The organism is Hymenobacter sp. BT730 (assembly GCF_030542105.1).
GTDB lineage: Bacteria > Bacteroidota > Bacteroidia > Cytophagales > Hymenobacteraceae > Hymenobacter.
On sequence record NZ_JAUOFB010000002.1, the window covers coordinates 342,510 to 366,835 of the forward strand.

Annotated in this window: 21 protein-coding genes and 1 tRNA gene; 8 read left to right on the forward strand and 14 right to left on the reverse strand. The window is 56.5% G+C overall.

The genetic code is table 11. The annotated features are described in order from the left end of the window. The first annotated feature begins 5 nt into the window (after positions 1-5). The 5 genes from Q4G72_RS08400 (at position 6) to Q4G72_RS08420 (ending at position 7,843) form a co-directional block, all read left to right on the forward strand. Positions 6-1,133 (forward strand): MBOAT family O-acyltransferase, encoded by a 1,128-nt coding sequence (locus Q4G72_RS08400; protein WP_303310972.1) that lies wholly within the window; start codon positions 6-8, stop codon positions 1,131-1,133. A gap of 274 nt (positions 1,134-1,407) precedes the next feature. Next, complete coding sequence (locus tag Q4G72_RS08405) at positions 1,408-2,061, forward strand: ABC transporter ATP-binding protein (RefSeq protein WP_082017007.1); 654 nt, start codon at positions 1,408-1,410, stop codon at positions 2,059-2,061. Positions 2,062-2,348: 287 nt separating this feature from the next. Continuing rightward, entirely contained in the window at positions 2,349-3,143 is a 795-nt protein-coding gene (locus Q4G72_RS08410; protein ID WP_303310973.1) for a hypothetical protein, read from the forward strand. A gap of 143 nt (positions 3,144-3,286) precedes the next feature. Continuing rightward, positions 3,287-5,842: a cation-translocating P-type ATPase gene (locus Q4G72_RS08415; protein ID WP_303310974.1), complete on the forward strand. Its 2,556-nt coding sequence runs from the start codon at positions 3,287-3,289 to the stop codon at positions 5,840-5,842. A gap of 81 nt (positions 5,843-5,923) precedes the next feature. Beyond that, positions 5,924-7,843, forward strand: coding sequence for a RecQ family ATP-dependent DNA helicase (locus Q4G72_RS08420; RefSeq protein ID WP_303310975.1), 1,920 nt, complete (start codon positions 5,924-5,926; stop codon positions 7,841-7,843). Positions 7,844-8,044: 201 nt separating this feature from the next. Here the strand turns inward: Q4G72_RS08420 and Q4G72_RS08425 are convergent, their stop codons facing one another. The 9 genes from Q4G72_RS08425 to Q4G72_RS08465 all read right to left on the reverse strand — a co-directional run bounded on the left by Q4G72_RS08425 (position 8,045) and on the right by Q4G72_RS08465 (position 17,783). Continuing rightward, positions 8,045-8,725 carry a type 1 glutamine amidotransferase domain-containing protein gene (locus Q4G72_RS08425; protein WP_303310976.1) on the reverse strand — a complete coding sequence of 227 codons (681 nt, stop codon included), beginning with the start codon at positions 8,723-8,725 and terminating at the stop codon, positions 8,045-8,047. Between the two features lie 97 nt (positions 8,726-8,822). Continuing rightward, on the reverse strand, positions 8,823-9,815 hold the full coding sequence (locus Q4G72_RS08430; RefSeq protein WP_303310977.1) for an NADP-dependent oxidoreductase: 993 nt from the start codon (positions 9,813-9,815) through the stop codon (positions 8,823-8,825). Positions 9,816-9,909: 94 nt separating this feature from the next. After that, positions 9,910-10,344 carry an organic hydroperoxide resistance protein gene (locus Q4G72_RS08435; RefSeq protein WP_303310978.1) on the reverse strand — a complete coding sequence of 145 codons (435 nt, stop codon included), beginning with the start codon at positions 10,342-10,344 and terminating at the stop codon, positions 9,910-9,912. A gap of 31 nt (positions 10,345-10,375) precedes the next feature. Beyond that, entirely contained in the window at positions 10,376-10,831 is a 456-nt protein-coding gene (locus Q4G72_RS08440) for a MarR family winged helix-turn-helix transcriptional regulator (RefSeq protein WP_303310979.1), read from the reverse strand. Between the two features lie 197 nt (positions 10,832-11,028). Further along, on the reverse strand, positions 11,029-11,331 hold the full coding sequence (locus Q4G72_RS08445) for a rhodanese-like domain-containing protein (RefSeq protein ID WP_303310980.1): 303 nt from the start codon (positions 11,329-11,331) through the stop codon (positions 11,029-11,031). Positions 11,332-11,409: 78 nt separating this feature from the next. Further along, positions 11,410-13,158 (reverse strand): T9SS type A sorting domain-containing protein, encoded by a 1,749-nt coding sequence (locus tag Q4G72_RS08450; RefSeq protein WP_303310981.1) that lies wholly within the window; start codon positions 13,156-13,158, stop codon positions 11,410-11,412. A 383-nt stretch (positions 13,159-13,541) separates the two neighbouring features. Next, entirely contained in the window at positions 13,542-14,327 is a 786-nt protein-coding gene (locus tag Q4G72_RS08455; RefSeq protein WP_303310982.1) for a PASTA domain-containing protein, read from the reverse strand. Positions 14,328-14,411: 84 nt separating this feature from the next. After that, positions 14,412-17,120, reverse strand: coding sequence for a D-alanine--D-alanine ligase family protein (locus tag Q4G72_RS08460; RefSeq protein ID WP_303310983.1), 2,709 nt, complete (start codon positions 17,118-17,120; stop codon positions 14,412-14,414). Positions 17,121-17,180: 60 nt separating this feature from the next. Beyond that, positions 17,181-17,783, reverse strand: a complete 603-nt coding sequence (locus tag Q4G72_RS08465) for a porin family protein (RefSeq protein ID WP_303310984.1) — start codon at positions 17,781-17,783, stop codon at positions 17,181-17,183. Positions 17,784-17,985: 202 nt separating this feature from the next. Between Q4G72_RS08465 and Q4G72_RS08470 the strand changes: the two genes are divergently transcribed. Then, positions 17,986-19,182 (forward strand): phosphoglycerate kinase, encoded by a 1,197-nt coding sequence (locus Q4G72_RS08470; protein WP_303310985.1) that lies wholly within the window; start codon positions 17,986-17,988, stop codon positions 19,180-19,182. A gap of 57 nt (positions 19,183-19,239) precedes the next feature. Here the strand turns inward: Q4G72_RS08470 and Q4G72_RS08475 are convergent, their stop codons facing one another. The 4 genes from Q4G72_RS08475 to Q4G72_RS08490 are packed head-to-tail and all read right to left on the reverse strand — an operon-like array spanning position 19,240 to position 22,429. Further along, a complete protein-coding gene (locus Q4G72_RS08475; protein WP_303310986.1) occupies positions 19,240-19,884 on the reverse strand; it encodes a hypothetical protein in 645 nt (214 codons plus the stop codon). A gap of 9 nt (positions 19,885-19,893) precedes the next feature. Then, a complete protein-coding gene (locus tag Q4G72_RS08480) occupies positions 19,894-20,529 on the reverse strand; it encodes a hypothetical protein (protein ID WP_303310987.1) in 636 nt (211 codons plus the stop codon). A 39-nt stretch (positions 20,530-20,568) separates the two neighbouring features. Next, positions 20,569-21,801 carry a site-2 protease family protein gene (locus Q4G72_RS08485; protein WP_303310989.1) on the reverse strand — a complete coding sequence of 411 codons (1,233 nt, stop codon included), beginning with the start codon at positions 21,799-21,801 and terminating at the stop codon, positions 20,569-20,571. After that, positions 21,764-22,429 carry an HAD family hydrolase gene (locus tag Q4G72_RS08490; RefSeq protein WP_303310990.1) on the reverse strand — a complete coding sequence of 222 codons (666 nt, stop codon included), beginning with the start codon at positions 22,427-22,429 and terminating at the stop codon, positions 21,764-21,766. The genes Q4G72_RS08485 and Q4G72_RS08490 overlap by 38 nt, the downstream gene beginning before the upstream one ends. 151 nt (positions 22,430-22,580) lie before the next feature. Between Q4G72_RS08490 and Q4G72_RS08495 the strand changes: the two genes are divergently transcribed. After that, positions 22,581-22,654, forward strand: a tRNA-Ile gene (locus Q4G72_RS08495). A 603-nt stretch (positions 22,655-23,257) separates the two neighbouring features. Beyond that, on the forward strand, positions 23,258-23,473 hold the full coding sequence (locus Q4G72_RS08500; RefSeq protein WP_303310991.1) for a hypothetical protein: 216 nt from the start codon (positions 23,258-23,260) through the stop codon (positions 23,471-23,473). Between the two features lie 103 nt (positions 23,474-23,576). On the opposite strand, the gene Q4G72_RS08505 is transcribed toward Q4G72_RS08500, so the two are convergent. Next, complete coding sequence (locus tag Q4G72_RS08505) at positions 23,577-24,320, reverse strand: SDR family NAD(P)-dependent oxidoreductase (protein WP_303310992.1); 744 nt, start codon at positions 24,318-24,320, stop codon at positions 23,577-23,579. Positions 24,321-24,326 lie beyond the last annotated feature (6 nt).

Sequence of the window (24,326 nt, forward strand, 5' to 3'; positions counted from 1 at the left end):
ACGACATGCTTGTCCTTCATACCATCGTGTTCTTTAGTCTCTTGTTACTGGTGCCGGCGGCGTGGCTGCTGCCGGAGCGCTGGCAGATAAGTGCTATCAGCCTGCTGACCGCAGCATTCCTTCTGTATGTAGCTCCCATATCGGCCCTGATGCTGCTGCTGACGGCGGCGGCCAGCTATTGGGTATTTAAAAGCGCCTGGCTGCGCCCCGCCGGAGCTGTTTTACTGGCCATCGGGCAGGCGGTGGCTGTCTGGATGGTATTCAAATCGGAGTGGCCGACACATGCTGGTTGGTGGACCCAGGTGGGGGTGCCGCTGGGCTTGTCCTATTATACCTTCCGGCAGATTCACTACGCCATTGAGCGCTACAAGCAAACCCTGCCCCACCATACCTGGGCTGATTATCTAAGGTATCTGTTCTTTCTGCCTACCATGCTGGTAGGGCCTATCAACCGCTTCCCCGATTTTCTACGGGATGTGCGCCGCCGTCGCTGGGATGCCGCGCTGGTATCGGTAGGGCTGGAGCGGGTGTTGTATGGCTATGTAAAGGTGGTAGTACTGGGCAATGCGCTCTTCACAAACCATCTGGGGCACCTGCTCACGGCTCTGGAGCCGCAGCATCCGGCGCTGGCCACGTATCTGGGCATCCTGCGGTTTGCCGGCAACGCCTACGTGCAGTTTGCGGGGTATTCGGATATAGCTATTGGATTAAGCTTGCTGCTGGGCTTCCGGACCGGGGAAAATTTTGCCGCGCCCTTTCTGGCTCCCAATCTAAATGACTTTTGGAAGCGCTACCATATTTCCCTTTCTCAGTGGTGTCGCGACTACGTATTTTCTCCATTGCTGAGCCTGACCCGCCGGCCCATGCTGGCCATTGCGGCCTCCATGCTGGTGCTGGGGCTCTGGCATGAGTGGTCGGGGCGGTATCTGGTTTGGGGCGCTTTGCAGGGACTGGGTATTCTGTTCTGGCACCAGTATCAGAAGTTTGCGGAAAAGCGGCCGAATGTTGTCCCGGTGCTGCCCGTATGGCTGGGCGTTTTTCTCACCCTGCATTTCTACTGCTTTAGTTGCGTGATTATCCGCGAGCCATCCTGGCAGGCTGTGGCCCATACCTTTTACCGTTTGCTGAGCTAAACCCATGTATTCCATCTTATCCCGTTACCTGCCTGGGCGCGTTGCCGGTACTCTCACCGCTTTTTGGTATGTGTTTTTGGCACTTCTGGTGCTGTATTATGCCTTTTTGCCGAGTGGGCAATTTCGTTACGCGCACTGGTAAAGCATGGTATCAATATTCGTGGCAGACGCAGGAAAAGGGCATGCCGCAACCTTTCGCAGCTCAGAATCGAATGCTACGCCTGACATTGCGTAGATTTGCTTCTTAACCTCGCTCATTTCTCATTACCCCGCTTTGCTGCAAGCCATTAACATCCGCAAGAGTTACAACACGCTGGAAGTGCTCAAGGGCATCGACCTGACCATCAAGAAGTCAGAAATCGTGTCGATAGTGGGGTCATCGGGAGCGGGCAAAAGCACGCTGCTGCACATTCTGGGCACTCTGGATACGCCGGATTCCGGCGAGGTGCTGTTTGATGGCGAAAACGTAAGTGCGCTGGGCCGCTCCAGCCTGGCCCGGTTCCGCAACCGCCACATTGGCTTTATCTTCCAGTTTCATAACCTGCTGCCCGAGTTCACCGCCCTCGAAAACGTGTGCCTGCCGGCTTACCTGGCCGGCCGCTCCGAAAAGGAAACCCGCGTGCGGGCCCGCGAATTGCTAGGCATGCTCAACCTGGAGCGCCGCGCCGACCACAAGCCCTCTGAAATGAGCGGCGGCGAGCAGCAGCGTACGGCCGTAGCCCGCGCCCTTATCAACTCCCCGGAAATCATCTTTGCCGATGAGCCCTCGGGCAACCTGGACTCCCAGAATGCCCAGGAACTGCACCAAATCTTCTTCCTGCTGCGCAAAGAGTTGGGCCAGACGTTTGTCATCGTGACGCACAACGACCAGCTGGCCGCCATGGCCGACCGTACCATCACGATGAAAGACGGGTATATTTCTGAATAACCTCCGCCGGCCGCCCCAGCAGGTGCGCCAGCAACAGCCACGGGTCTTATTGCGTAGAAACCAACTGGTTATCGGCGCAGTAAGACCCGTTTTTTAGTGTCGTTGAGGTTAAGCCCGACAGAAATCAATTGTTGACTAACCTCGTTGGCTAAAGTGTCTGAAAAATATTTTGTAACTTATTGATAATCAACAGGAAAATTTACTAAAAAATGGTCTGTGTTTTGCACTTATCAGGTGCCCGAGGGGTTATACACTAGAACAACAAAACGTATTAAAGGGAAGACATCATGAACGAAGTAACCAAGAACACCAAAGAGCCAGCTCGGAAGATGAAAGTCGAGAGCTACGATATTGCACGCTCCGACGAAACGCTGCACTTGGCCACGGACTTGGCCAAGTTCATCAAGGACAACAAGCTCACCACTTCGGTGCAGGGCAAGGAGTTCGTGAACGTGGAAGGCTGGCAGTATGCCGGCTCGCGCCTGGGCATTGTGCCCATCGTCGACCACGTCATCAATGTCTCGACTGAGTCAGAAATTAAATATCAGGCTAAAGTGACGCTGTTTGACATGCGCTCCGGCCATACGGTAGGGGCTGGCTTTGCCATCTGCTCCAATAAAGAGCAGGGAAAGAAGTTCTACCAGGAGTTTGCCATCATGAGCATGGCGCAAACGCGCGCTATCGGTAAAGCCTACCGGAACATTCTGGCCTGGATTATCCGCGCTGCCGGCTATGAGCCTACCCCAGCGGAGGAAATGGAGTACGGCGGTAACACGCCCGAGGTGAAAGCCGCTCCGGCTCCTGCTGCTGCCTCAGCTCAGGCCGCACCCACGGCCATGAAAGCCGTGCCCGCTGAGCCCGTAGCCCCCGTTGCGGAACCTGCTCCGGCTGTAGCTTATGCTACGGCTGCGCAGAAGGAGGAAATCATCCGTCTGCTGAACCACCCGGTGATTACGCGTCAGGAGAAAACCAAAATGCTCCTGAACATCAACCGTCTGGATGAAGAGCGTGCCGTACAGGCCATTGCCAAGCTGAAAAAGGCCATTGAAGACCGTGAAAACGGCGAAACGGCCGCTGCGTAACCTTCAGCCTGAAGTCTATATTTAAAGCCCGGTTCTGCTTAGAGCCGGGTTTTTTTATGCGCTTCAGTTTGAAGAGTGGTGATATATGTCATCGTTTTTTGACGATGTTCTCAGGATATTAACCTGATTATCATCCCTATAATATGTCTGTCACTACTTCTCGGGCTGCCATCCTTGAAAGTACTGCTAAGCAGATGCCGCCCGGCCTCACGCCCGCTGAAGTACAACAGCAGCGTCAGCGCTTCGGCCCCAATAAGCTCACCGACAACGCTGGCAACCGCACCTGGCAGATTCTGCGCGGGGTAGTTACCGAGCCCATGTTTGTGCTGCTAGTGGTTACGGCGGGCGTGTATATGATGATTGGCAGCTACCAGGAGGGCTTCACCATGCTGGGCGCCATTGTTCTGGTGGCGGGTATCTCGCTCTATCAGGAAGCGCGCAGCGACAAGGCCCTGCGTGCCCTGCAGCAGCTCTCGCAGCCCCTGGCTCACGTGCGCCGCGCTGGCGAACTGATAGATGTGCGGGCCGAAGACGTGGTAGTGGGGGATGTGCTCCTGATATCAGAAGGGGAGCAGGTAGTGGCTGATGGCCTGGTGCTGGAAGCCCACGACGCGCAGGCGGATGAATCCTTTCTAACCGGGGAGTCTTTGCCCGTAGACAAGGCAGCCGATGGCACGCAGGCCGTGTACCTGGGCTCTACGCTCACCAGCGGGGCCATGTGGGCCCGCATAACGGCCGTGGGCAGCCAAACCCGGCTGGGGAAAATTGGGGGCCTGATGCAGGCAGTGAAACCGGAGCAAACACCTTTGCAGCGGCAAATTGCCGTGTTTGTACGCCGCATGGCGCTGATCGGTAGTGGGGCTTTTGTGCTGGTGTTCGGGTATAACTGGTGGGAGTCGGGTAGTCTGGTGCACGGCCTGCTTCATGGGCTGGCGCTGGCCATGGCGGTGCTGCCGGAGGAAATACCGGTGGCCCTCTCCACCTTCATGGCCCTGGGCGCGTGGCGGCTGATGAAGCAGGGGATTCTCACCAAACAGCCGCAAACGGTAGAGGCGCTGGGCTCGGCCACCGTTATCGGGGTCGATAAAACCGGCACGCTCACCCAAAACCGCATGACGCTCACCCGCGCCTACTGCCCCGGCGACAACGCCCCCTGGGATATACAGCCGGAAAAGGGACTAAACCCCGCCCAGGCCCGCCTGCTGGCCACCGCCATGTGGGCCAGCGAACCGCAGCCCTTCGACCCCATGGAAAAAGCCCTGCACGAAGCGTATGCCCGGTTTTGTTCGGTGGATGAGCGGCCCCACTTTCAGCTGGTGCACGAGTACCCGCTGGGTGGTCACCCACCCATGATGACCCACGTTTTCGCCGCGGCCGATGGCCGTAAGATCATAGCCTGCAAAGGGGCGCCCGAAGGCATTATGGTGCTTAGCCATCTTTCCACGGCAGAACAGCAGGCAACCCAACAAGCATTGGAAACCCTCACGACTGTGGGTCTGCGGGTGTTAGGTGCGGCCTGGAGTGAGTATGCCGGCCACGAATACCCGGAACAGCAGCAGGATTTCTCTTGGCAATTCGCGGGCCTGGTAGGCTTCAGCGACCCACCCAAGGAAAACATTGCCCAGGTACTGGAACAGTTCTACCAGGCCGGCATCGAAGTAAAAATTATTACCGGCGACAATGCCGTAACGGCCGCAGCCATTGCCCGGCAGATTGGTTTCCGTCACCCCGAGCCCGTACTCACCGGCGCCGAAGTCATGGCCTTGGAAGATACTGCCCTGACCCAGCGCGTAAAGCAGGTAGGCCTGTACGCCCGCATGTTCCCGGAAGCCAAGCTGCGCGTTATTAACGCCCTGAAAGCTAACGGCGAAGTAACCGCCATGACCGGCGACGGAGTAAACGACGGGCCCGCTCTGAAAGCCGCGCACATCGGCATTGCCATGGGCCATCGCGGCACGGAACTGGCCCGGCAGGCGGCTTCCCTGGTGTTGTTGGATGATGACCTGAGCCGCATGGTCACGGCCATAGGGTTTGGCCGCCGCATTTACGATAACCTCAAAAAAGCCGTTCAGTACATTATTTCCATCCACATCCCGCTCATTCTCACGGTGCTGGTGCCGTCGTTGCTGGCTTGGAAGTACCCGGCGCTATTCGGGCCGGTGCACGTTATTTTCTTGGAGCTTCTGATGGGGCCTACCTGTTCCATCGTGTTCGAAAACGAGCCAATGGAAGCGGGTACCATGCTGGAAAAACCCCGCCCGGTTTCGGATACGTTTCTCTCGTTTCGGGAGCTGGGCTTAAGCATCGTGCAGGGGAGTGTGGTGGCGGCCGGCGTGCTAGGCGTGTACTTCTATTCCCTGCAAGTAGCGCACCCCGAAACCCTGACCCGCACGCTGGTCTTCACCACGCTGGTGCTGGCCAATATTGTGCTGACGCTGGTCTGCCGCTCCCGCCACCTCACTGTGCTTACCACGCTACGCTACCGGAACCCGCTGGTGCCCCTGGCGCTGGGTATCACGCTGGTGCTGCTGGTAGTTTGTCTCACATTTAGCCCCATGCAGCATCTGTTCCAGCTGCAGCCGCTCACGCTCCGGCAATTGACAATATGCACAGCAGTAGCGTTGGTAAGTGTGGGCTGGTTTGAGGTATATAAAGCCGTTCGGTACCGCGGCGCAGATGCCATTGAAAGAAAATCCTGACGGTCTAAATGCAGCAAAAGGCCCAGCTAGAAAATACCTTGCCTTTGAGGCGCGGGGCAATCGGTGTTACCTTCGTGGTCTATGCCGCACCCCACCGACGACATTCTGCACGTATTGCGCCAGACGTGGGGGCACACCCAGTTCCGGCCGCTGCAGGAGGACATTATCCGGTCGGTGCTGGCGGGGCAGGACACGCTGGCCCTGCTGCCCACAGGCGGTGGCAAAAGCATCTGCTTTCAGGTGCCGGCACTAGCCCGGCCGGGCCTGTGCCTGGTGGTCTCCCCGCTTATTGCCCTGATGAAGGACCAGGTGGAAAACCTTCGCAAGCGGGGCATCAAGGCCGAGGCCGTTTTCTCTGGCATGACCCACACCGAAATTGACCAGACGCTGGACAACTGCGTGTACGGCCCGGTGAAGTTCCTCTACGTGAGCCCGGAGCGGCTGCTGACGGATATGTTCCGGGCACGCGTGGGCAAGATGAAGGTAAGCCTGCTGGCCGTAGATGAGGCCCACTGCCTTTCCCAATGGGGCTACGATTTTCGCCCGCCGTACCTGAAAATTGCAGAGCTGCGTGAACTGCTGCCCGGCGTACCCTGCATTGCCCTCACGGCTACCGCCACCGAGCAGGTGCGCCAGGATATTGTGGAAAAGCTGCATTTCGGGGCCACGCACCGGGTATTTCAGCAAAGCTTTGCCCGACCTAATCTCTCTTATTCGGTCTTGAGCACGGAAGACAAGCTTAAGCGGTTGCTGGAAGTAGTGCGCGGGGTAGGGGCCGAGAAAACGAGCATTGTATACGCCCGTACCCGTCGGCAGACGGAAGATACCGCCGCTTTCCTGCAGCAGTACAACGTAGCCGCCGCCGCCTACCACGCCGGTCTGCCCGCCGAGCAGCGCACCCGCACCCAGCAGGATTGGATGGCCAACAAAACGCGCTGCATCGTGGCTACCAACGCCTTCGGTATGGGCATCGATAAGCCTGATGTGCGCCTGGTAGTGCACCTGGATGCGCCCGACAACCTGGAGGCCTACTACCAGGAAGCCGGCCGCGCAGGCCGAGACGAGAAGTATGCCTTTGCCGTGCTGCTCTCCGGCCCCAATGATGCCGACGAGCTGCGCCGCCGCACCCGGCAGGCCTACCCGCCGTTGGACGTGGTGCGCCGCGTGTACCAGGCCCTGGCCAACTTCTCCCGCACAGCCGTGGGCGGCGGTGAGCTGGTTGCCTTCGATTTTGACCTGCAGCAGTTCGCCGAAACCTACCGCCTCAAGGCCCTGGATGCGCACAACAGCCTGCGCACGCTGGCTCGGGAAGGCTTCGTGCAGCTGAACGAAGCCGTGAACAACCCGGCTCGGGTGCACATCCCCATCAACCACACCGACCTGTACCGCTTCCAGGTAGCCAACCAGCAGCACGACCAGCTCATCAAGAGCCTGCTGCGCTTTAATGGCGGCGAGCTGTTCGCGGGCTTCCAGCGGATATCTGAAAACAGCCTGGCCCAGCACCTGAAGCTAAGCGTGGTGGATGTGCGCAAGATGCTTTTGTTCCTGCACCGCTCGGGCATCATCCAGTACCAGCCCAAGCACGAGTCGCCGCAAGCGCTGTTTACCACGCCGCGCTTTGATGCCGACAAGCTTCCGCTGGACGAGAAGCGCTTGCTGCAGGCACAGGAACTCGCGGTGCATAAAACAGAGTCCGTCATTCGGTACACTGCCGGCGGGCGTTGCCGTCAGCAGCTGTTGCTGGAGTATTTTGGCGAGCTGGATGCGCCGGCTTGCGGCGTGTGCAACATCTGCTTGGCTAAAAAGAAAGCCAAGCAGGACGCCGCGCCTACGCCTGCGCTGCGGGAACAACTGCTTAAGCTCCTTCGCACCACCCCGCAAACCCCGCGGGAAGTGCTGGTGCATTTCGTACCGGGACAGGCTTCAGTAGTGACGGAGTTGTTGCGGGAGTTGGTAGAGCTAGGCGAGCTAAAATACGCGCCTGATGGAAGGTTGGGGTAGAGATGGTACTCGTTTTCTAAACCGTCATGCTGAGCGCAGTGGAAGCATCTCGCGTGCTGAGGTTGTGGAGGTATACCACACTAGCGAGATGCTTCCACTGCGCTCAGCATGACGTTCATTTTCATTAGAAAAAGGCCGCTCCGGCTGTTCCTTTTACAAGAGCAACCAGAGCGGCCTTTTATGCATTTGAAAAAGCTAAACCTACTTAGCCAGTTGCTTCAGCAACTCTTTGGCGGCGGGCTCGGAGGAGGCCGGGTTCTGGCCGGTAATCAGGTTGCCGGCGGTTACGATGTAGGGCTGCCAGTCGGCGCCTTTGGAGTAGTTGCCGCCGTTCTGCTTCAGCATGTCTTCCACCAGGAAGGGCACTACGTTGGTCAACTGCACCGCTTCTTCCTCGGTGTTGGTGAAGCCAGTCACTGATTTACCTTTCACGATGGAGCTGCCATCGGCGGCTTTCACGTGGCGCAGCACGCCGGGGGCGTGGCATACGGCCGCTACGGGCTTGTCGGCAGCATACATCGTTTCAATCAGCTCAATCGACTTTTTGTCTTCGGCCAGATCCCACAGCGGGCCGTGGCCGCCAGGGTAGAACACGGCGTCAAAATCAGCTGCCGAAACGCTGACCAGCTTCACCGTATTGGCCAGGGCCTTTTGGGCTTCGGGGTCTTTTTTGAACCGCTCGGTTGCTTCGGTCTGGGCGCTGGGGTCGTCGCTCTTGGGGTCCAGCGGGGGCTGGCCGCCGGCGGGAGAGGCCAGCGTGAGAGTAGCACCGGCATCTTTGAACACGTAATACGGCGCCGCAAATTCTTCCAGCCAGAAGCCGGTTTTATGGCCCGTATTTCCCAGTTGATCGTGGGAGGTCAATACCATCAGTATGTTCATGGTTGCTTGTGGTAAGGTGAAAGAAAGGTGTAGGATGAATTAGTGCAGGTAAAGGGCATAAGCCTATACGCAGCCGGAGTTGCACGCTACTGAATTACTAGGCAACTTTCACAATTGCCTTGCCGGTGTTTTCGCCCTGAAACAAGCCCATGAAAGCAGCCGGCAGCTGGTCGAAGCCTTCGGTAATGGTTTCCTCTGCCTGCAGCTTGCCCTGCTGATACCACTCGGCAAGGTGCTGAATGCCCTCGGGCCAGCGGTCCAGGTAGTCGCTCACAATAAAGCCTTTCAACAGCGCGCTGGTCTTGAGTAACTTGGGCTCCGGGCGCGGGCCGATGGGCACCGAGGTAGCGTTATACATCGAAATCTGACCGCAAAGGGCAATGCGGGCGTGCTTGTTCAACAGGTCGTAAACGGCATCCGTAATAGCACCGCCCACATTATCGAAGTAGCAATCCACACCGTTGGGGGCCGCGGCCGCCAGGGCTTGCGCTATGTCCGGGGTGGTTTTGTAATTGATGGCCTCATCGAAGCCCAGTTGTTTGAGGTAGGCTAACTTATCATCGGAGCCGGCGGTGCCTATGACGCGGGCGCCTTTGATTTTGGCCAGCTGGCCCACCACCATGCCCACGGCACCGGCTGCCCCAGACACCACGACCGTTTCGCCGGGCTTGGGCTGACAGATATCCAGCAGGCCGAAATAAGCGGTGAGGCCCGTCATGCCCAGCAGGCCCAGGTAGTAGCTGAGGGGTGCCTGGTTGGTGGGCACGCGGGTGAGCCCCTGCCCCCCGGACACGCTGTATTCCTGCCAGGGCAGGTTGCCTACTACCACGCTGCCTACCGGCAACTGCTCGTTGTGGCTTTCGACCACTTCGGCTACTACGCCCCCACTGATAGGCTGCCCCACTTCAAACGGCGCCACGTAGGATTTGCCGGCGCTCATGCGGCCCCGCATATAAGGGTCTACGGAAGCATAGCGCATTTTCAGCAGCACCTGTCCGGCCTGGGGCTGCGGGATGTCGTGTTCTTCAAAACGAAAAGTATCGAGGGTAGGCTCGCCCTGTGGGCGACTGGCCAGCAGTATGGTTTTCATAGGATTGGTGTTGCAGGAATGAGGTAATACGAAAGCGGGAGCCCGCAGAAACCAGAAAATTCTGGCCTCTGCGGGCTCCTTTTATTTCGCCAGACTAGTTGTTGGTGGTAGTGTGCAGATTCACCTCAATGTTGCCGCGGGTAGCGCGAGAGTAGGGGCAAATCTGGTGAGCTGCTTCTACTAGGTCTTCTGCCTGGCTCTGCGCCACGCCGGGAATATTCACGTGCAGGTCGGCGGAAATGCCAAACCCACCGTCTTCTGCTTTGCCAAAACCGATGAGACCCTCTACCGTTACACCCTCCAGCCGCACACCGGCCTGGCGGGCGGCTACGCCCAGTGCGCCTTCAAAGCAGGCAGCGTAGCCAGCAGCAAAGAGCTGCTCGGGATTGGTAGCGCCGGCTTTGCCGGGGCCGCCCATAGCTTTGGGCGTGCTCAGAGCAATGTTCAGCACTTCATCGTTGGAAGAAACGTGGCCGTCGCGGCCGCCTTTTGCTTTGGCTTGCGCCGTGAAGATTTTCTCGATTTTCATCAGAAACTGAAAGGAAGAGTGGTTGGAAAAATTAGGTCAGGCGGGTAAGGAGCGTGTTTAACTGCCGGCGCAGGTCTGCTACTTCCTCAGGGGAGAGGTGCAGCTTGGCCAGCATTTGCTCAGGTATGCGGCAGGCGCTGGCCTGCAGGGCACGGCCGGCCGGCAAAAGGCTGATAATCACGGAGCGCTCATCCTGCGGGTCGCGGTGGCGGCTTACCCATTGCTTCTGCTCCATGCGCTTAAGCAATGGCGTCAGCGTACCCGAGTCCAGCAGTAAATTATCGCCCAGCGCTTTTACCGTCAGTTGCTCATACTCCCAGAGCAGCAGTAAAACCAGGTATTGCGGGTAGGTGAGGTCCAGCTCTTGCAGCAAAGGCTGGTAGGCTTTGGTTAGCATGCGGGAAACCGCATACAGCGGAAAACACAGTTGGTTTTCCAGCTTCAGCAAGGAAAGATCTGGGGGTGTTGAATGGTCGGGGTTGCTCATCGGGGGTATAAAGCAGCTTAGGTTGTCTAATGTTTGATTGTGTGCAATTGAAATAATTGTTGAACGAGTTAAAAGACTGATTATCAGGAGAAATATTTGCCATAAAAAAGCACAGCACTCTTTCCGGAGTGCTGTGCTACTATAAACGATGTCAAAAGGAAAAAGCGCAGGAGAGGCAGCACTTTGCCAATACAGCTTTATTCAGCTTGCTGGTATCCCTGAAAACCGCCGAGCAGGTTGCGCACGTTAGTGAAGCCCTGCTGGGTTAGGTAAGCCTTGGCCGAAGCCGAGCGGCCACCGCCTTTGCAGTGTACCACCACTTCCTGGTTTTTCAGGTCTTCCAGATCTTCCAGCTTGCCGGGCAGCTCACCCATCGGAATGTTGCGGCTACCTTCGATGCGGCCTTCCTCGTTTTCCCAGGTCTCGCGCACATCAATGATGATAGGAGCGGTGCCTTCGGCCTGGCGTTGTTTCAGTTCAGCGGGGGTGATGTCGGGCATGAGTAAAAGGGAAAGGTGGAAAAGGGAGTAGTAGTTGCGCGGGCAACTAACCACAAAGCTACAAGAAGTTGAAAACTGCTAGCGGGTAAGCACCAGCCGCTTGGTGGCCACACTACCATCGGCCAGGGCTAGCCGCATCAGATACACCCCGGCCGGCAGCCCGGATAAGTCCAGCGTAGGTTGGCTGTTTGCCTTGCCGGATTGCTGCCATACGGTGCGCCCCAGCGCATCCAGCACGGTAGCGTGCGTATAGCGGCCCTTCACCTGCACTATTCCGGTAGTGGGATTAGGATAAAGCGTAAGCAGGGCTGCCGCCCGGGAAGGCGTGGCCGCGGTTACGTTGCCCGTCATAACCGGCCGCAGCATGAGGGCACCAGAAAAGTCTGTTACCGCTGCCCACTCATTTCGGACCTGATAGAAAAAATAGTTGGTGGGGGGGGAGCTGTTCAAATCCAGCCCAAACTGCACAAACTGCCCGGCCGAGGCCTGCCCGTATCCCACATAGAAAGTGCCGCTAACGCCTACCGGCTGCGGAAAAGGAATTTCCAGGAAGCCACCCGCCGGTGCCGTAGCCGGCACGGTAAAGGGAACTGAGGCTAACGGTTTTTCGGCGGGCTTCCCGTTTTCATCGGCCCAAACAGCTAGGGTAATAGCCCGGCCGGCAGCATTCGGCAGCACGGGATATAAACGTACGCTGCGCACCTGGTCGGGCTGGTTTAGGTCGATGCGGTAGGAGAAGAAAGTGGCAGGGCCGCCGGTGAGGGCCGGCAGACTTACAGCGGCTTCGGCTGTGCCATCATCATAGGCATAATAGTCAGCCAGCTCGGTCACGCGCGAAATAGAGTCGTTGGGTTGGGTGCGTGGGTCGGTTTCGTTAGTGCTTAGTAGGATACGGTGGCGGACACGCTGAGGCCCTCCCGTGAGCAGAGCAGCGGCTACGGTACGAACGTTGCCGGTGATGGGTACCTGCCGGGCACTGGCATCCAGCGAGCGGCCACCCGTCAGGAATTGCAGCTCTGCGCCATTGGGCAGGCGCTGGGCCGTGCCACGCCATAAAATGGGAGTGGGCGCCGGGCCGATATCAAAATTATTGATGGTAGTGCCCGTCTGGTCGTTTAACTCATCGGTAGGATTTGGAGAAGCTGCCAACTGCACGGCGGGCATGCTAGCGTACCGCTTTAGCAGGGAAGAAAGCGGCGCGCTGGTGGCAATGTCGCGGTAGGTGGTGTCGGCTACCGAGCGGTTCCGGTCTAGCTTTACATAGTCCAGGCTCCAGGAGTCGCGGGTAGTGGCTTGGTTACCGATGCTGTGGAAACGGAATTGAAAGTTGGCATGCAGGTATTGCGCTTCGGCCACAGCCACAATTTCCTGGGCAAAATCGGTGCGCTTACCCGGGCTGCGCTGCGACCAGATAGACTGCCACTGACCAGCGTTATTCAGAAACTCCAGCGTGAAAGCTACCTGCCGGGTAGAGCTGGCTGCTGAAGGTGCCCCCACAATGCTGCCCGCCTGCCAGAAGAAGCTCAGGTACAGGTTAGAGCCGGCTGTCAGTCCGCTTAAATCAATGGGCAGTGACGTGAGCGTATCCGTGTCGCTGTAAAAGGACGAGCTGCCATAAGGCTGGCCGTTGGCCTTTAGCCCGTCAAACGTCACGACGTTACGCGAGGGCGGCGCTACCGGAAACCGGTTGTTCACCAGCGTGCCACCGCGCGGTTCCCAATGCTCAGCATTAGGCGGACCTTCCGGCTGTTGGGCAAAATCATCGAAAAAAGGCAGTGTGGCGCTGCTGCCGCGGGCCACGGGATGCGCCTTAGAAGCCGAAGCCATGCGGGTGGGATCAGCGGAAAGAGGCTGTACGTTTTGCGCCCGCAATAGCGTGGCCCAAGTCAGAAGCAAGCAGAGTAGAAAGCTGGAACGCATCATCAGAGGCAAGGTACGTAAGGCGGTTGGGTCGGGGTGCGGCACGGTGTGCTACAACGTATGCCTGGGGTAAATATGGATAGAAAAGCAGGAGGAAATGCCACAGAATTATCAGCCAGTCAACTCCCAAGGGCAGCAGACGAAGCTCAATAACCTAGTAATTATATGGCATTACCGTATGAGCACGCTAGACTCATCGACTGCCATCTGAATAATGTAATTACCGATGATGTATTAGCAAAAAAGGCTCGTTGCGCAAGCAACGAGCCTTTTGTAACGGTATTAACCAACTATTCTACGGCCTTAATAGGAGCCTGCCCAGCCACCCACAAATCTACCAGCTGGCCGGTGCGTATGGTGGCACCAGGCGAGGATACCGGGCGCTGCTTTACCACCGTACCGTCTTCCTGGCCTTCTTCGGGTGCCTGATAAAATATTTCACCTACCTGCAGGCCTTGGCCGGCCAATAGTGTAGCCGCTTCATCGGCGGGCATATTGACTACGTTGGGTACCGGGAATTCCTGGTTGCCCTGGCCGTCGCCTACCACCAGGTCTACTTTAGTGCCTTTGGCAATGGGGGCGCCGGGCGCAATTTCTTTGCCGTTCACCAGCTGCTTTAGCACGGCATTCTGGGCCAAGTCGGGCACCAGCTGAATCTGGCCCACTACCAGGTCGTAGCTTTTCAGAATCATCTGGGCGTTTTTCACCGAGCCATCCGTGAGACGGGGCATCTTAATCACCGGCGGATTTTTCATCGACACGGAGATGTAGATTTTGCGGTCTTCCTTCACCTTTTCGCCCGGGGCGGGGTCCTGGGTGAGTACCGTGCCGGGGCGCGTGCCAGGGTTGTAGCTGCTGTCGTCCACGAAGAAGAGCAAGTTGCGCTCATCCAGATAATCCTCCAGATCAGCCTGTTGCATACCCGTGATTTTGGGTACCACAATGGTTTCGCCGTGGTTGGTGGTCATGGGCAGATACACGTAGAAAAACCCGAGCACCAGCACGGCCACCAGCACCGCCATAGCCAGCAAATGCTTCAGTACATCAAGCGGCGTATCTGATTTGAAAAAAGACATGGAAGGAAATAATGGGGTAGTATTTGCTGGAAAGTTAGTGATAAGAAGCTCCCCACCTTTTTTTCCAGGCAGGGAGGCATTCTACTAGCTCTGCACGGCCAGCTTCTCTTTACGAGTACGCTCTTTGCCGAACTCCAGAATCTGGTCGATGAAATCGTAGGGCGTGTAGCCGGCCAGCGCAGTTTGATGGAAGATGCAGGTGGCGGGCGTCATGCCGGGCAGGGAGTTCACTTCGATGATGATGACCTCCACCGCGCCGTTGTCACGCACCCGCACAAAGGCGTCGATGCGGGCGTAGCCCTGAATGTTCAGGATTTCAGCCACGCGGCGCAGCTCCTCTTTCACCTCGTTGGAAATGCGCTGTCGCTCATTGGCATCGGCGGCGTAGCGGGCCGGGGTGATGTTCTGGCCTTCGCCGGCCAGGAATTTCTCCTCCAGGCTCAGCACTTCGCCGGTGGCCAGGGCTTCGGATGCCTCAAATACCTCAATATCTAGCTTGCCATCGGCGCGCCAGTGGGTGAGCAGACCGCCCGTAATTTCGAGGAAGTGCGCCGCGCCGTCGCGCTCAATCAGGGTTTCCACCAGGAAGGCATCCTTGCGGGGGAATTCTTCCTTAAAGCCCAGGTGCAGGGTTTCGGCATCCGGTATCATCAGGTCTTCCTGCTCCCGGAAGATGAGGCGCGTGAAGGCCTCCAGCTCGGCGCGGTTTTTTACTTTTTTCACGGCCGAAGAGCAGCCGTCGTCGGCGGGCTTGGCAATGAAGGGGTAGGGGAACTGCGTTTCCAGGGAGCGGTAGAAGCCTTCGGCATCGGCCTGCCATTCCAGACGGTTGGCCATGCGGTGCTCGGCTACGCGCAGGCCGGCTTCACGCAGGCGGCGGTTAGTTTCAAACTTGTTGATGGTGATGCTGCTGCTGCCCACGCCCGAGCCGTTGTAAGGAAGGCCAAACTTCTCCAGCTGCTGCTGCAGGGCGCCATCCTCGCCAGGGCGGCCGTGCAGGGCAATAAACACCTCGTCCACCATCTCGGCCAACTCCTCAAACGACACCCGGCGCGGCTGCGCGGTGGGCTGCCCGGCATAGGTGCTGGTAATGCTCTGGGCCTCGCGGCGGATGCGCTCCAGCACCGGGTGCAGACCGTGGCCCGCTTCCGCGTGCTCAATCTTCTCCCGAATGTCGTCGGCGTTGTCCTTCAGCATGACGTTGATAGGCAGCACATACAAACGGAAATCCTGGCTGTTGCCGGTCAGGAACACGGGTACCGGCTCATACTTAATAGAGGAGCTAAGCTTCTCGTAGATGTTCCGGCCGCTTTCCACCGAAATGTGGCGCTCCGAAGAGTAGCCGCCCATAATCACGGCTACTTTAATGCGCTGGCGCTCCTCGTGCCCGCGGGCAGCTACGGCCGCATCCAGCCCGCGCAGCAGGCGCTGCAGCTGCACGGGACGCATGCCCGCCCGGCGGCGTGCTGCCAGTGAGGTACGAATCAGATAGGTCAGGAACTGGGAAGGATTGAGCCCGATTTCCGCCGCCTGGTGGAAGAAGAACGAGGCCGGCAACATGCCCGACGTGGTGTTAGGGTCGTTGAGGAACAGTTGATTATCCGTGGACAGGAAGCCATCCAGCCGCGCGTATACCTGGAAGCCGAACGTGCGGAACATCTCCTCACAGGCTTCGCGGATGCGCTGAATTTCGGCTTCCGGCAAATCAATGGGCGTAATTTTGCGGGCCAGGCCGGGCAGGTATTTCGAGCGGTAGTCGAACATCTCCTCACCTTTCACAATCTCTGTGGGCGGCAGGGCGAGCGGCTGACCGTTGGGGTCTTCCACCACAATGCAGGAGAACTCGCGGCCCTGCACAAAGCTTTCCACCAGCACCTGGGTTTCGCCATCCACATTGGTCAGGCGCACCTGCTCGGCGGTTTGCAGGCGCTCTTCCAGCGTGTTCAGCAGGGCTTCGGGGTGGTAGATGATGTGCTCATCATCAGCATCCAGCATCACGGGCAGGCCGATGCCTTCGCGGATGTCGGTGAGCTGCTGCACCCACATGATTTTGTCGCGCTCCGAGAGGCGCTGCCAGTCGTCGCGGGTAACGGTTTTGCGGAACAGGCTGCGCTCCATGGCGCGCTGGAACGCCTCTACTTTGGCTTCGCGCAGAATGCTGATGCCGATGCTGCTGCCCTGGCGCGGGGCTTTGAACACCAGCGGCAAACCCAGCTCGCGCTCCAAATAAGCAAGCGAAGCGGCCGGGTCGGCGGCATCCCACTCTTCCGCTGTTACTACGCGGAATTCCGGCGTGGGCCGGTTCAGGGCGTGGAGCAGCTTTTTCTGGGCAATTTTATCAATGCCAAAGGCCGAAGGCAGCACACCGGAGCCAGAGTACGGAATACCGTACCACTCCAGCAAGCCCTGAATGGCACCATCTTCGCCGCCGGGACCGTGCAGGGCCAGAAAGGCAAAATCCATGAGGCTGCTCAGCTCCTGCGGCTGAATACGGCGGCCTACCTGGTTGATGATTTCGTCCTGTTGGGCAATGCTCAGCTCGCCCAGACTTTCCAGGTATACCTGCAGCTTGTGCTCGGAGGCAGGCAGGGCCGAAACGGGTGGGTAGAAGTCCCGGATGGTGCCTTTATAAATGTAGTGCCAGTCCAGCAGGATAAAGTTGCCGCGGCTGTCCACGAACACGGGAACGGCCTGAAACAGCGACTTGTCCAGGTTGTCATATACAGTGCGGCCGCCCGCAAAGGAAATTTCCCGCTCACGCGACGGTCCGCCGAAGAAGATGCCTATTTTCATACGTAGTGCAAAGGTACGAATGTCGGACAGCATGGCGCTACCTGCGGGCAACTTGCTGCGTTACTGTTTCGCACTAAACATATAGCCTAGCTGGGCCTGAAATACTGAGTTGCGCGTGGGGCTATACTGGAGAGGATGAGTTATATCACCACAATAACGTAGCGTGATATTCGGGCCGGAAGGCAGCTCGTAACCGATACCGGCTACATATCCCAACTGCAGGCTGTTGAAGTCGCGGCGCTGGGGCTGTTCATACAGGTCGTTGTTCACATCATTCTTAAAACTGAGCAAATAGCTGAGCTGCGGACCTGCTTCAAATGTGAGTCCTTTGGCATTGATTTTTGCCAGGACCGGCAAATCCAGGTAATTACGGTGGTAATAATTGGTGGTGCGGGCGCCGGTAGTGGTGCTGCCGTATTTGTCTTTTGCCCCTTTTGCTGAATACAACAGCTCGGATTGAATGCTCCAGAAGCCGTCATCGGTCAGAGAGTAGCGGGATACCAGCCCGCCATTAATGCCGAGTAGTCGGTCGGGCCCAACGGTGTTTTTTATTCGGTCCTTGGAATAATTGACGCCGGCCTTCACGCCAAAACGAAGGTGCTGAGCAGCGGCAATCTGACTCAGGAGCAAGGCGGGAATAGTCAGATAAAAGGTACTTTTCATACAGAGTAGAGGGAGGGTTGACAAATACTGATACCAGTAGAAGTGCGGCAAATAAAGTGAAGAATCCGCTCGATAAATGCAGGCGGGAGTCAGCGCCGTTGAAATACGTGAACTCCAATAGAATATTGCATTCGGCACAAAAACTCCCGAACTACGCGCCGCAACCTCGTATAAGACGACACCCAACTTTCTATTCCTGCTTATGAAAACCCTCGACCAGTACAACTTCGCCGGCAAAAAGGCGGTGGTACGCGTGGACTTCAACGTGCCGCTCGACAGCGACCTGCGCATCACCGACGATACCCGCATTCGGGCGGCTACGCCCACGGTTAAAAAAATTCTGGCCGATGGCGGCTCCGTTATTCTGCTCTCGCACATGGGCCGGCCCAAAGGCGGCCCCGACAAGAAAAACTCCCTGCGCAACCTGGTGCTGCGCCTGCAGCAAGAGTACGGGCAGGAAGTAAAGTTTGCCGATGATGTATTGGGCCAGGAAGCCGCTGATCTGGCGGCCTCGCTGCAGCCCGGCGAAATCCTGCTGCTCGATAACCTACGCTTCTATGCTGAGGAGGAAAAAGGCGACGATGCCTTCGCCGAAAAGCTGGCCCGCCTCGGCGACGTATATGTGAATGATGCCTTCGGGGCCGCGCACCGCCGGCACGCTTCTACAGCCGTAATGGCCCAGCACTTCACCCCCGAAAACCGCGTAGCTGGCTACGTGATGCAGGGAGAGCTGGAAAATGCCAAGCGCGTGCTGGATCATGCTGACCGGCCTTTCACCGCCATTATGGGCGGCGCCAAGATTTCTGACAAGATTCAGATTATTGAGCAGCTGCTGGATAAGGTCGATAACCTGCTCATCGGTGGGGGTATGTCCTACACCTTTGCCAAGGCCGAAGGCGGCGAAATTGGTAACTCCCTGCTGGAAGGCGACAAAATGGATATGGCGCTGGACCTCATGCGCAAAGCCAAGGCGAAAGGCGTGAATCTGGTCCTGCCCGTCGACAGTGTTATTGCCAACCAGTTTGCTAACGATGCCGATATTGATGTAGCGGCCAGCCACCACATTCCCGCTACCTGGATGGGCTTAGACATCGGCCCCGAAACCCGCGAGTTGTTCGCCGACATCATTCGCAACTCCAAAACCATTCTGTGGAATGGTCCTATGGGGGTGTTTGAGATGTCGAACTTCTCGGTAGGCACTGAGTTTGTGGCTCAGGCTATTGCCGAAGCAACCGAAAACGGCGCTTTCAGTCTCATCGGCGGCGGGGACTCGGCTGCGGCAGTCAATCAGTTGGGCTTCGCCAACAAAGTATCTTACATCAGCACCGGTGGCGGCGCCTTGCTGGAGTATATGGAAGGCAAAGAGCTACCCGGCGTAGCGGCGCTGGAAGGCCGGTAGTTTCAAACCTTAATTAAAAACCCACTTGCTGCGAAGCAAGTGGGTTTTTTGTTGTCTTTAGTTCGCTGAAGGCGAAATACTATCTGATTGGCCAGGAAGCAATTCTTCATTGTAAAACCGGCCAAGAAGGCGGGTTTTCAATTGGTGAAACTGCGTCGTATTAAGTACGCCTCTTTCGCGTAGCCATTCTAAACGTGCTAATTGAGGCTCGGCAGGCAGTAGTGGATTGATATCCGTGTAATGGTGGCGTAGATATAGAATGGTGCGGTCACGAAGCTCATTGGCAAATTCGTAATGCGTAGCCTTCTTACGACGGCTGTCGAATAAGACAATGTTTCCGCGACCAGTTGTAAGCACAAAATCATGGTGCCAGTCGCGCAGAATTTGATATATCAGTGCTAATAATATTCCGGTTAGAATAAGCAAAAGCCATATGGCTGACTCGCGTTGATTGGGTTGAGCATAAATGGAATACAGTGATTTAAGGCAGCCGAATGAAATAAATAAAGCAACGAGCGGAAGTCGAAAAGGAATAGAGTGGTGATGCGCCACCCCGATAGGCATCAATTCTTCGAAAGGAAGCTCAACTTTAGTCAAGTTGAACAAGCGCCGTTGCTCAACCTGAAGGCTCTTGTCAGTCAGGGTTAAGTAGGTATACCCTACCAGTGGATAGTTCTGCCGGATACTGGAAATAGAGGCCATAGTGGGAAGTTAATTCTCGTACAGGCCTTCCAACTCGTGTCCCATGCCCTGCAGGGTTTCCTGCTGACGGCCGGTGAGGCGCACCATCAGGGCGCGGGCTTCGGGCTCACTCAGGACCTGCATTTCCTGTAGCCATTGCAGACGGCGCACCTGTAGCTCAATGGGCCCCAGGGGGTTGATGCTGGCATAGTGGCCTCGCAGATACTCCTTCACACGCTTTTCCAAGGTTTGAGCAAAGGTGTAGAACTGGGCCCGGTCGCGGCGACGGTCGGCGAAGGTGAGGCTGAGGTGGGCCGTGCGGAAGTGCAGCAGGAACCAGCGTCGGTCCCATTCCAAGGCAATAAAAGCGCCTAATACAGCCAGGAAAACCAGTACACCCACCAGACTGGCCGTAACGGTGCCGGTAGCCCAGGACTCCTGCACAGGCTCAAGGCCCACCCACACAATGAGGGCTAGCATGTAGAGCAGCCAGCGGGTGGGCACCTGACGGGTGCGCTCCAACTGTACCGGCAGAATTTTCTCGTAGGGGACTTCTACTTCCAGTAAAGGAATATTCTGGGTGGTGCGCTGGCAGGCGTAGAGGCCATGCTCGCGCATAACCAGTTGGGTTGTGCCTAGTAAAATTCGGTTTTGTTCGAGGAGCATCAGCTATAGAACCGCGCTATAAAGCACTGTTCAACTAGGTTACTTGAAAGGGGAAGGGGTAAAGCAAAGCACAAAAATAACCAGCATCAGCCAGCCCAGCACTTTGCGTCCCGGTGAAAGTGGGCGCTCATCCGGAGCGGGAGGATGATAAATGCCCATTACCCGGCCTAGGAGCAACCCAAAAACCAGCCAGCCCGGGTTGCCCTCTAGTCCAGGAAATGCCAAAGTAGCCGCCAACTGAGCAACCAGCACTCCCAAAGCTAGCTTCACACTCTGCAGGGGCTGCGGTAGTACCCGCCGAAAGACCAGCAACAGGTAAAGGAAATAGGGTATACCCCAGAAAAGCCAGGTATTCAGTGGGCTATGCAGCGAAAAAAGCCCTAGCCCGGCGTAAAAAATAAACCCGATAAACAGCGCCGCCGATAACCGGTTGAAACGCCGAAAGCCCAACAGGCCGTACAGGATGTGCCCGCCATCCAACTGACCGATTGGCAACAGATTCAAGGCCGTGAAAAACAGCGACAAGGCCCCAGCCAGCAGCATTGGATAGTGCATCAGCTCATTCGGGTGCGGTAGGCGCGTGGGATCAGCAAACAGATATTCAAGACCCTGGTACAATAGGGGTTTGGCCAGGGTAAGGCCATTGCCCTGTTGGTACACATGGCGAACATACTCCGGGCCGTAGACGCGGTATTCCGGGTGAATCTGGAAGACGTACTCCAGCGGGGGTAAATGAGTGAAGCCGTAAATGAGTACCGGCACCGCCACCAGAAAACCGGCCAATGGCCCGGCCAGACCGATATCAAAAAACTCCCGCCGCGAGAAAATTCGGTCTTTGATGCGAATTACTGCCCCAAATGTGCCAATGGTATTAAACAAACCCGTAAAAAACGGAATGTAGTATGGCAGCGTAGTGCGTACCTGGTTATGACGGGCCGTGAAATAATGTCCAAACTCGTGCACCGTAAGTACGCCCAGAAACGGTAGCGAGAACCATAGCCCGCCCAAAATCTCAGGTTTCGTCAACCAGCCGGTTAGCTTCAGTGCGTCTCCTTGTAAAAAGAAGGCTTTACCCGTAATCCATTCTGCCCCAGCCAGGGTAGTGGTGGTAAGGGTGATGACGAACAGCAGCAGGTGCAGGGCATACCGCCGCCAACGAGGCGGCGCAGGCCGCTCGTAACGGGTAAATAACTGCCGAAGATCTTCCTCGTCGTTTAGGCCAGGAGAATGGGCATCAGGAGGAAAGGGAAGTGGCGGAGGAGTGGAAGGCACGGAGGGCGTCGGGAAGGGCGTCGGTGAGGGTGAGGGGCGGAGTCAGGAACAAAGTATGTAAACCCAGGCGCCGCGCCGTTTCAATGTGCTGAAAACTGTCCTCGATGAAAAGTGTTTCCTCCGCTTTCCAGTTCATCTCGGCCAGGGCATGCCGGAAAATTTCTTCGCCGGGCTTCCGTAAGCCTACGTGCTGGGAGTAGAAAACCCGGTCCAGCGCGTCGGCAATGCCGTTTTGCAGCCCGTACTGCTGATGCAGCCGCTGATTTATTTCCTCAATATGCACCTGGTTGGTATTGGAGAGAAGTGCTGTTTCATAACCCTGAGCCCGTAAGTCGGCTATGAGCGAAAGCCGCTCTGCGGGTACATCCAGCAGCATAGCATTCCAGGCCGCATTTAGTTCCTCATCTGTGGCTTCCAACTCGTAGTGCGTGCGTAGCCCTTCCCAAAAATCGGCGGGGGTGAGGCGGCCGGTTTCCATCAAATCAAATAGCTCAGCTTGGGCTGCCTGCGTAAAAGCAATAGTGCTACCGCTCCGGTGCAGTTTGCTCATGGCATCAAGCGTACGTTGGTAATCAATATTGATGATAATGCCACCAAAATCGAACAATAGGTTGGGCTTTTTGGCCATACAAATAGGTAATTGGAGAAGCGCTGATAAAGCTAGAACGCCTAAAAAGTTACGAAGCGGCCCACATTCCACCCACTCCCACGTTGCAAATCCGCCTACAAAAGTCGAAGTTTGCGCTGCCGAAACCAACCGCCTTGGCTGGTTTTGCGCCGGGCCTATAGCTCAATCGGTTAGAGCAGCTGACTCATAATCAGCAGGTCACTGGTTCGATTCCAGTTGGGCCCACAAAAAACACTCAGAGCAACAAGCTTATAATGAGATTGTTGCTCTGAGTTTTTTTATTTTTGTGTCATTATGCTGGATGACATTTCCGTGCCTATCTTCTGGGAAGCTTCTCAAATGGCCTTGTGGCAAGCTTATAAAAAAGCTTTCAAAAAGTATAGAAGCAAGCAGCATGCTTAACATCTAAGCCACACCCCCTGAGTGGCCTGCCTGTAGTTGGTAGTGATAAATAAGCTGAATAGCCTCATTGCTAAGTTGATTTCCTTAGTCAATTGGTGAGTATATGGCTGGTTACAGCTACTGCAGTATATATAATAATAGAAGTAACAACAGAGCGCAACTTTACAGTGGCTTTGTTGTTTATTACACTCATGGCCCTACTCAACGGTTCGACTAAGTATGCGACAGGGCATGCTACATTAGATTTCTGCATCAGCCCCGAACTTAACCTGCTGTGAGGCGTAGCCAGCATTAGTCTGCAATCTGTAAACCCGTAAAGGCGCAGGCTAAGGCAATAAAACCCGGGTATTTACTTTCTCTTACAAGAAGAAGTTATCTACGCTCGGTGGATTTGCTCTTTTTTCGCGCAATTTGCGTTACCAATTTATGACACAACCGACCAAACGCATTCGAAAGCGGAAACCACAAGAATCTGCCCCAGTAACTGTACTCTCTCATGCCGAGCACCTGCAGGTGTTGCATGCGCGCGAACAAGGCAAAACCGTTATGTATAAGCAGGATGCCTGGGGGCATATTGAAACGCGCTTCGTGCGCACCCACAACGTAGCCGCCTGGGAAGCCAAAGGATTTGTTGTACGCTAACTGCGTGCTTCCTGGAGCTTGCTTATCATAAATTCGGTTGCTTTTCCCGGCAACCGCATTTTAGCTATTTCCTTTCTGCGCAGCTACATAGTGCATAAGGCTATTATAGCCGGTCCAGCCGACCTCCGTCTACGCGTACCTCGGCACCTTGCACAAAATGAGCATCGTCCGAGGCCAGATAGGCTATAACGGCGGCCACGTCCTCTGGTCGGCCTACATCGGTTTTGTTGATGACTTCAACCCCGCTTTTTATGTTGGGATTTTCCCAGAGCATGGGTGTGTCGATGGCACCCGGCAGAATTGCGTTGGTACGGATGCCTTTGGGCTTGCCCTCCAGCGAGGAGGAGCGGGTGAGCGACAACAAAGCAGCTTTAGCGGCAGCGTAGGGCGCAACCAGGGGGCTAGTCTCCACGGCATGAATGCTGGCCACATTCAGAATGCTGCTTCCGGGCTTCATATGCAGAAATGCCTGCTTCGTAAAATAGAAGGCCCCCAGCAGGTCCACATTCAAAATACGCATCCAGTCTTCTCCCGTAAGCTGTTCCAAGGGTTTGAACTGCATGAGGCCGGCATTGTTTACCACCACATCCAGCCGCCCAAAACGCTTTAGGGTACCGGCCACGGTAGCTTCTACCTGGGCTTCTACGGCCACATTGCATAGGCTGGTCCATACCTCTGGAGCCCCGGCTGCCCTCACGGCAGGCTCAGCTGTGTCGAGGTTTTCCTGTTTGTAATCAGCTAATACAATGCGGGCACCCTCGCTGGCCAGGCGCTTTGCCACGGCCAGGCCAATCCCGCTGGCCCCGCCGGTGATAAGGGCAACTTTATCCTGAAATCTGGCTTCCATGGCGGA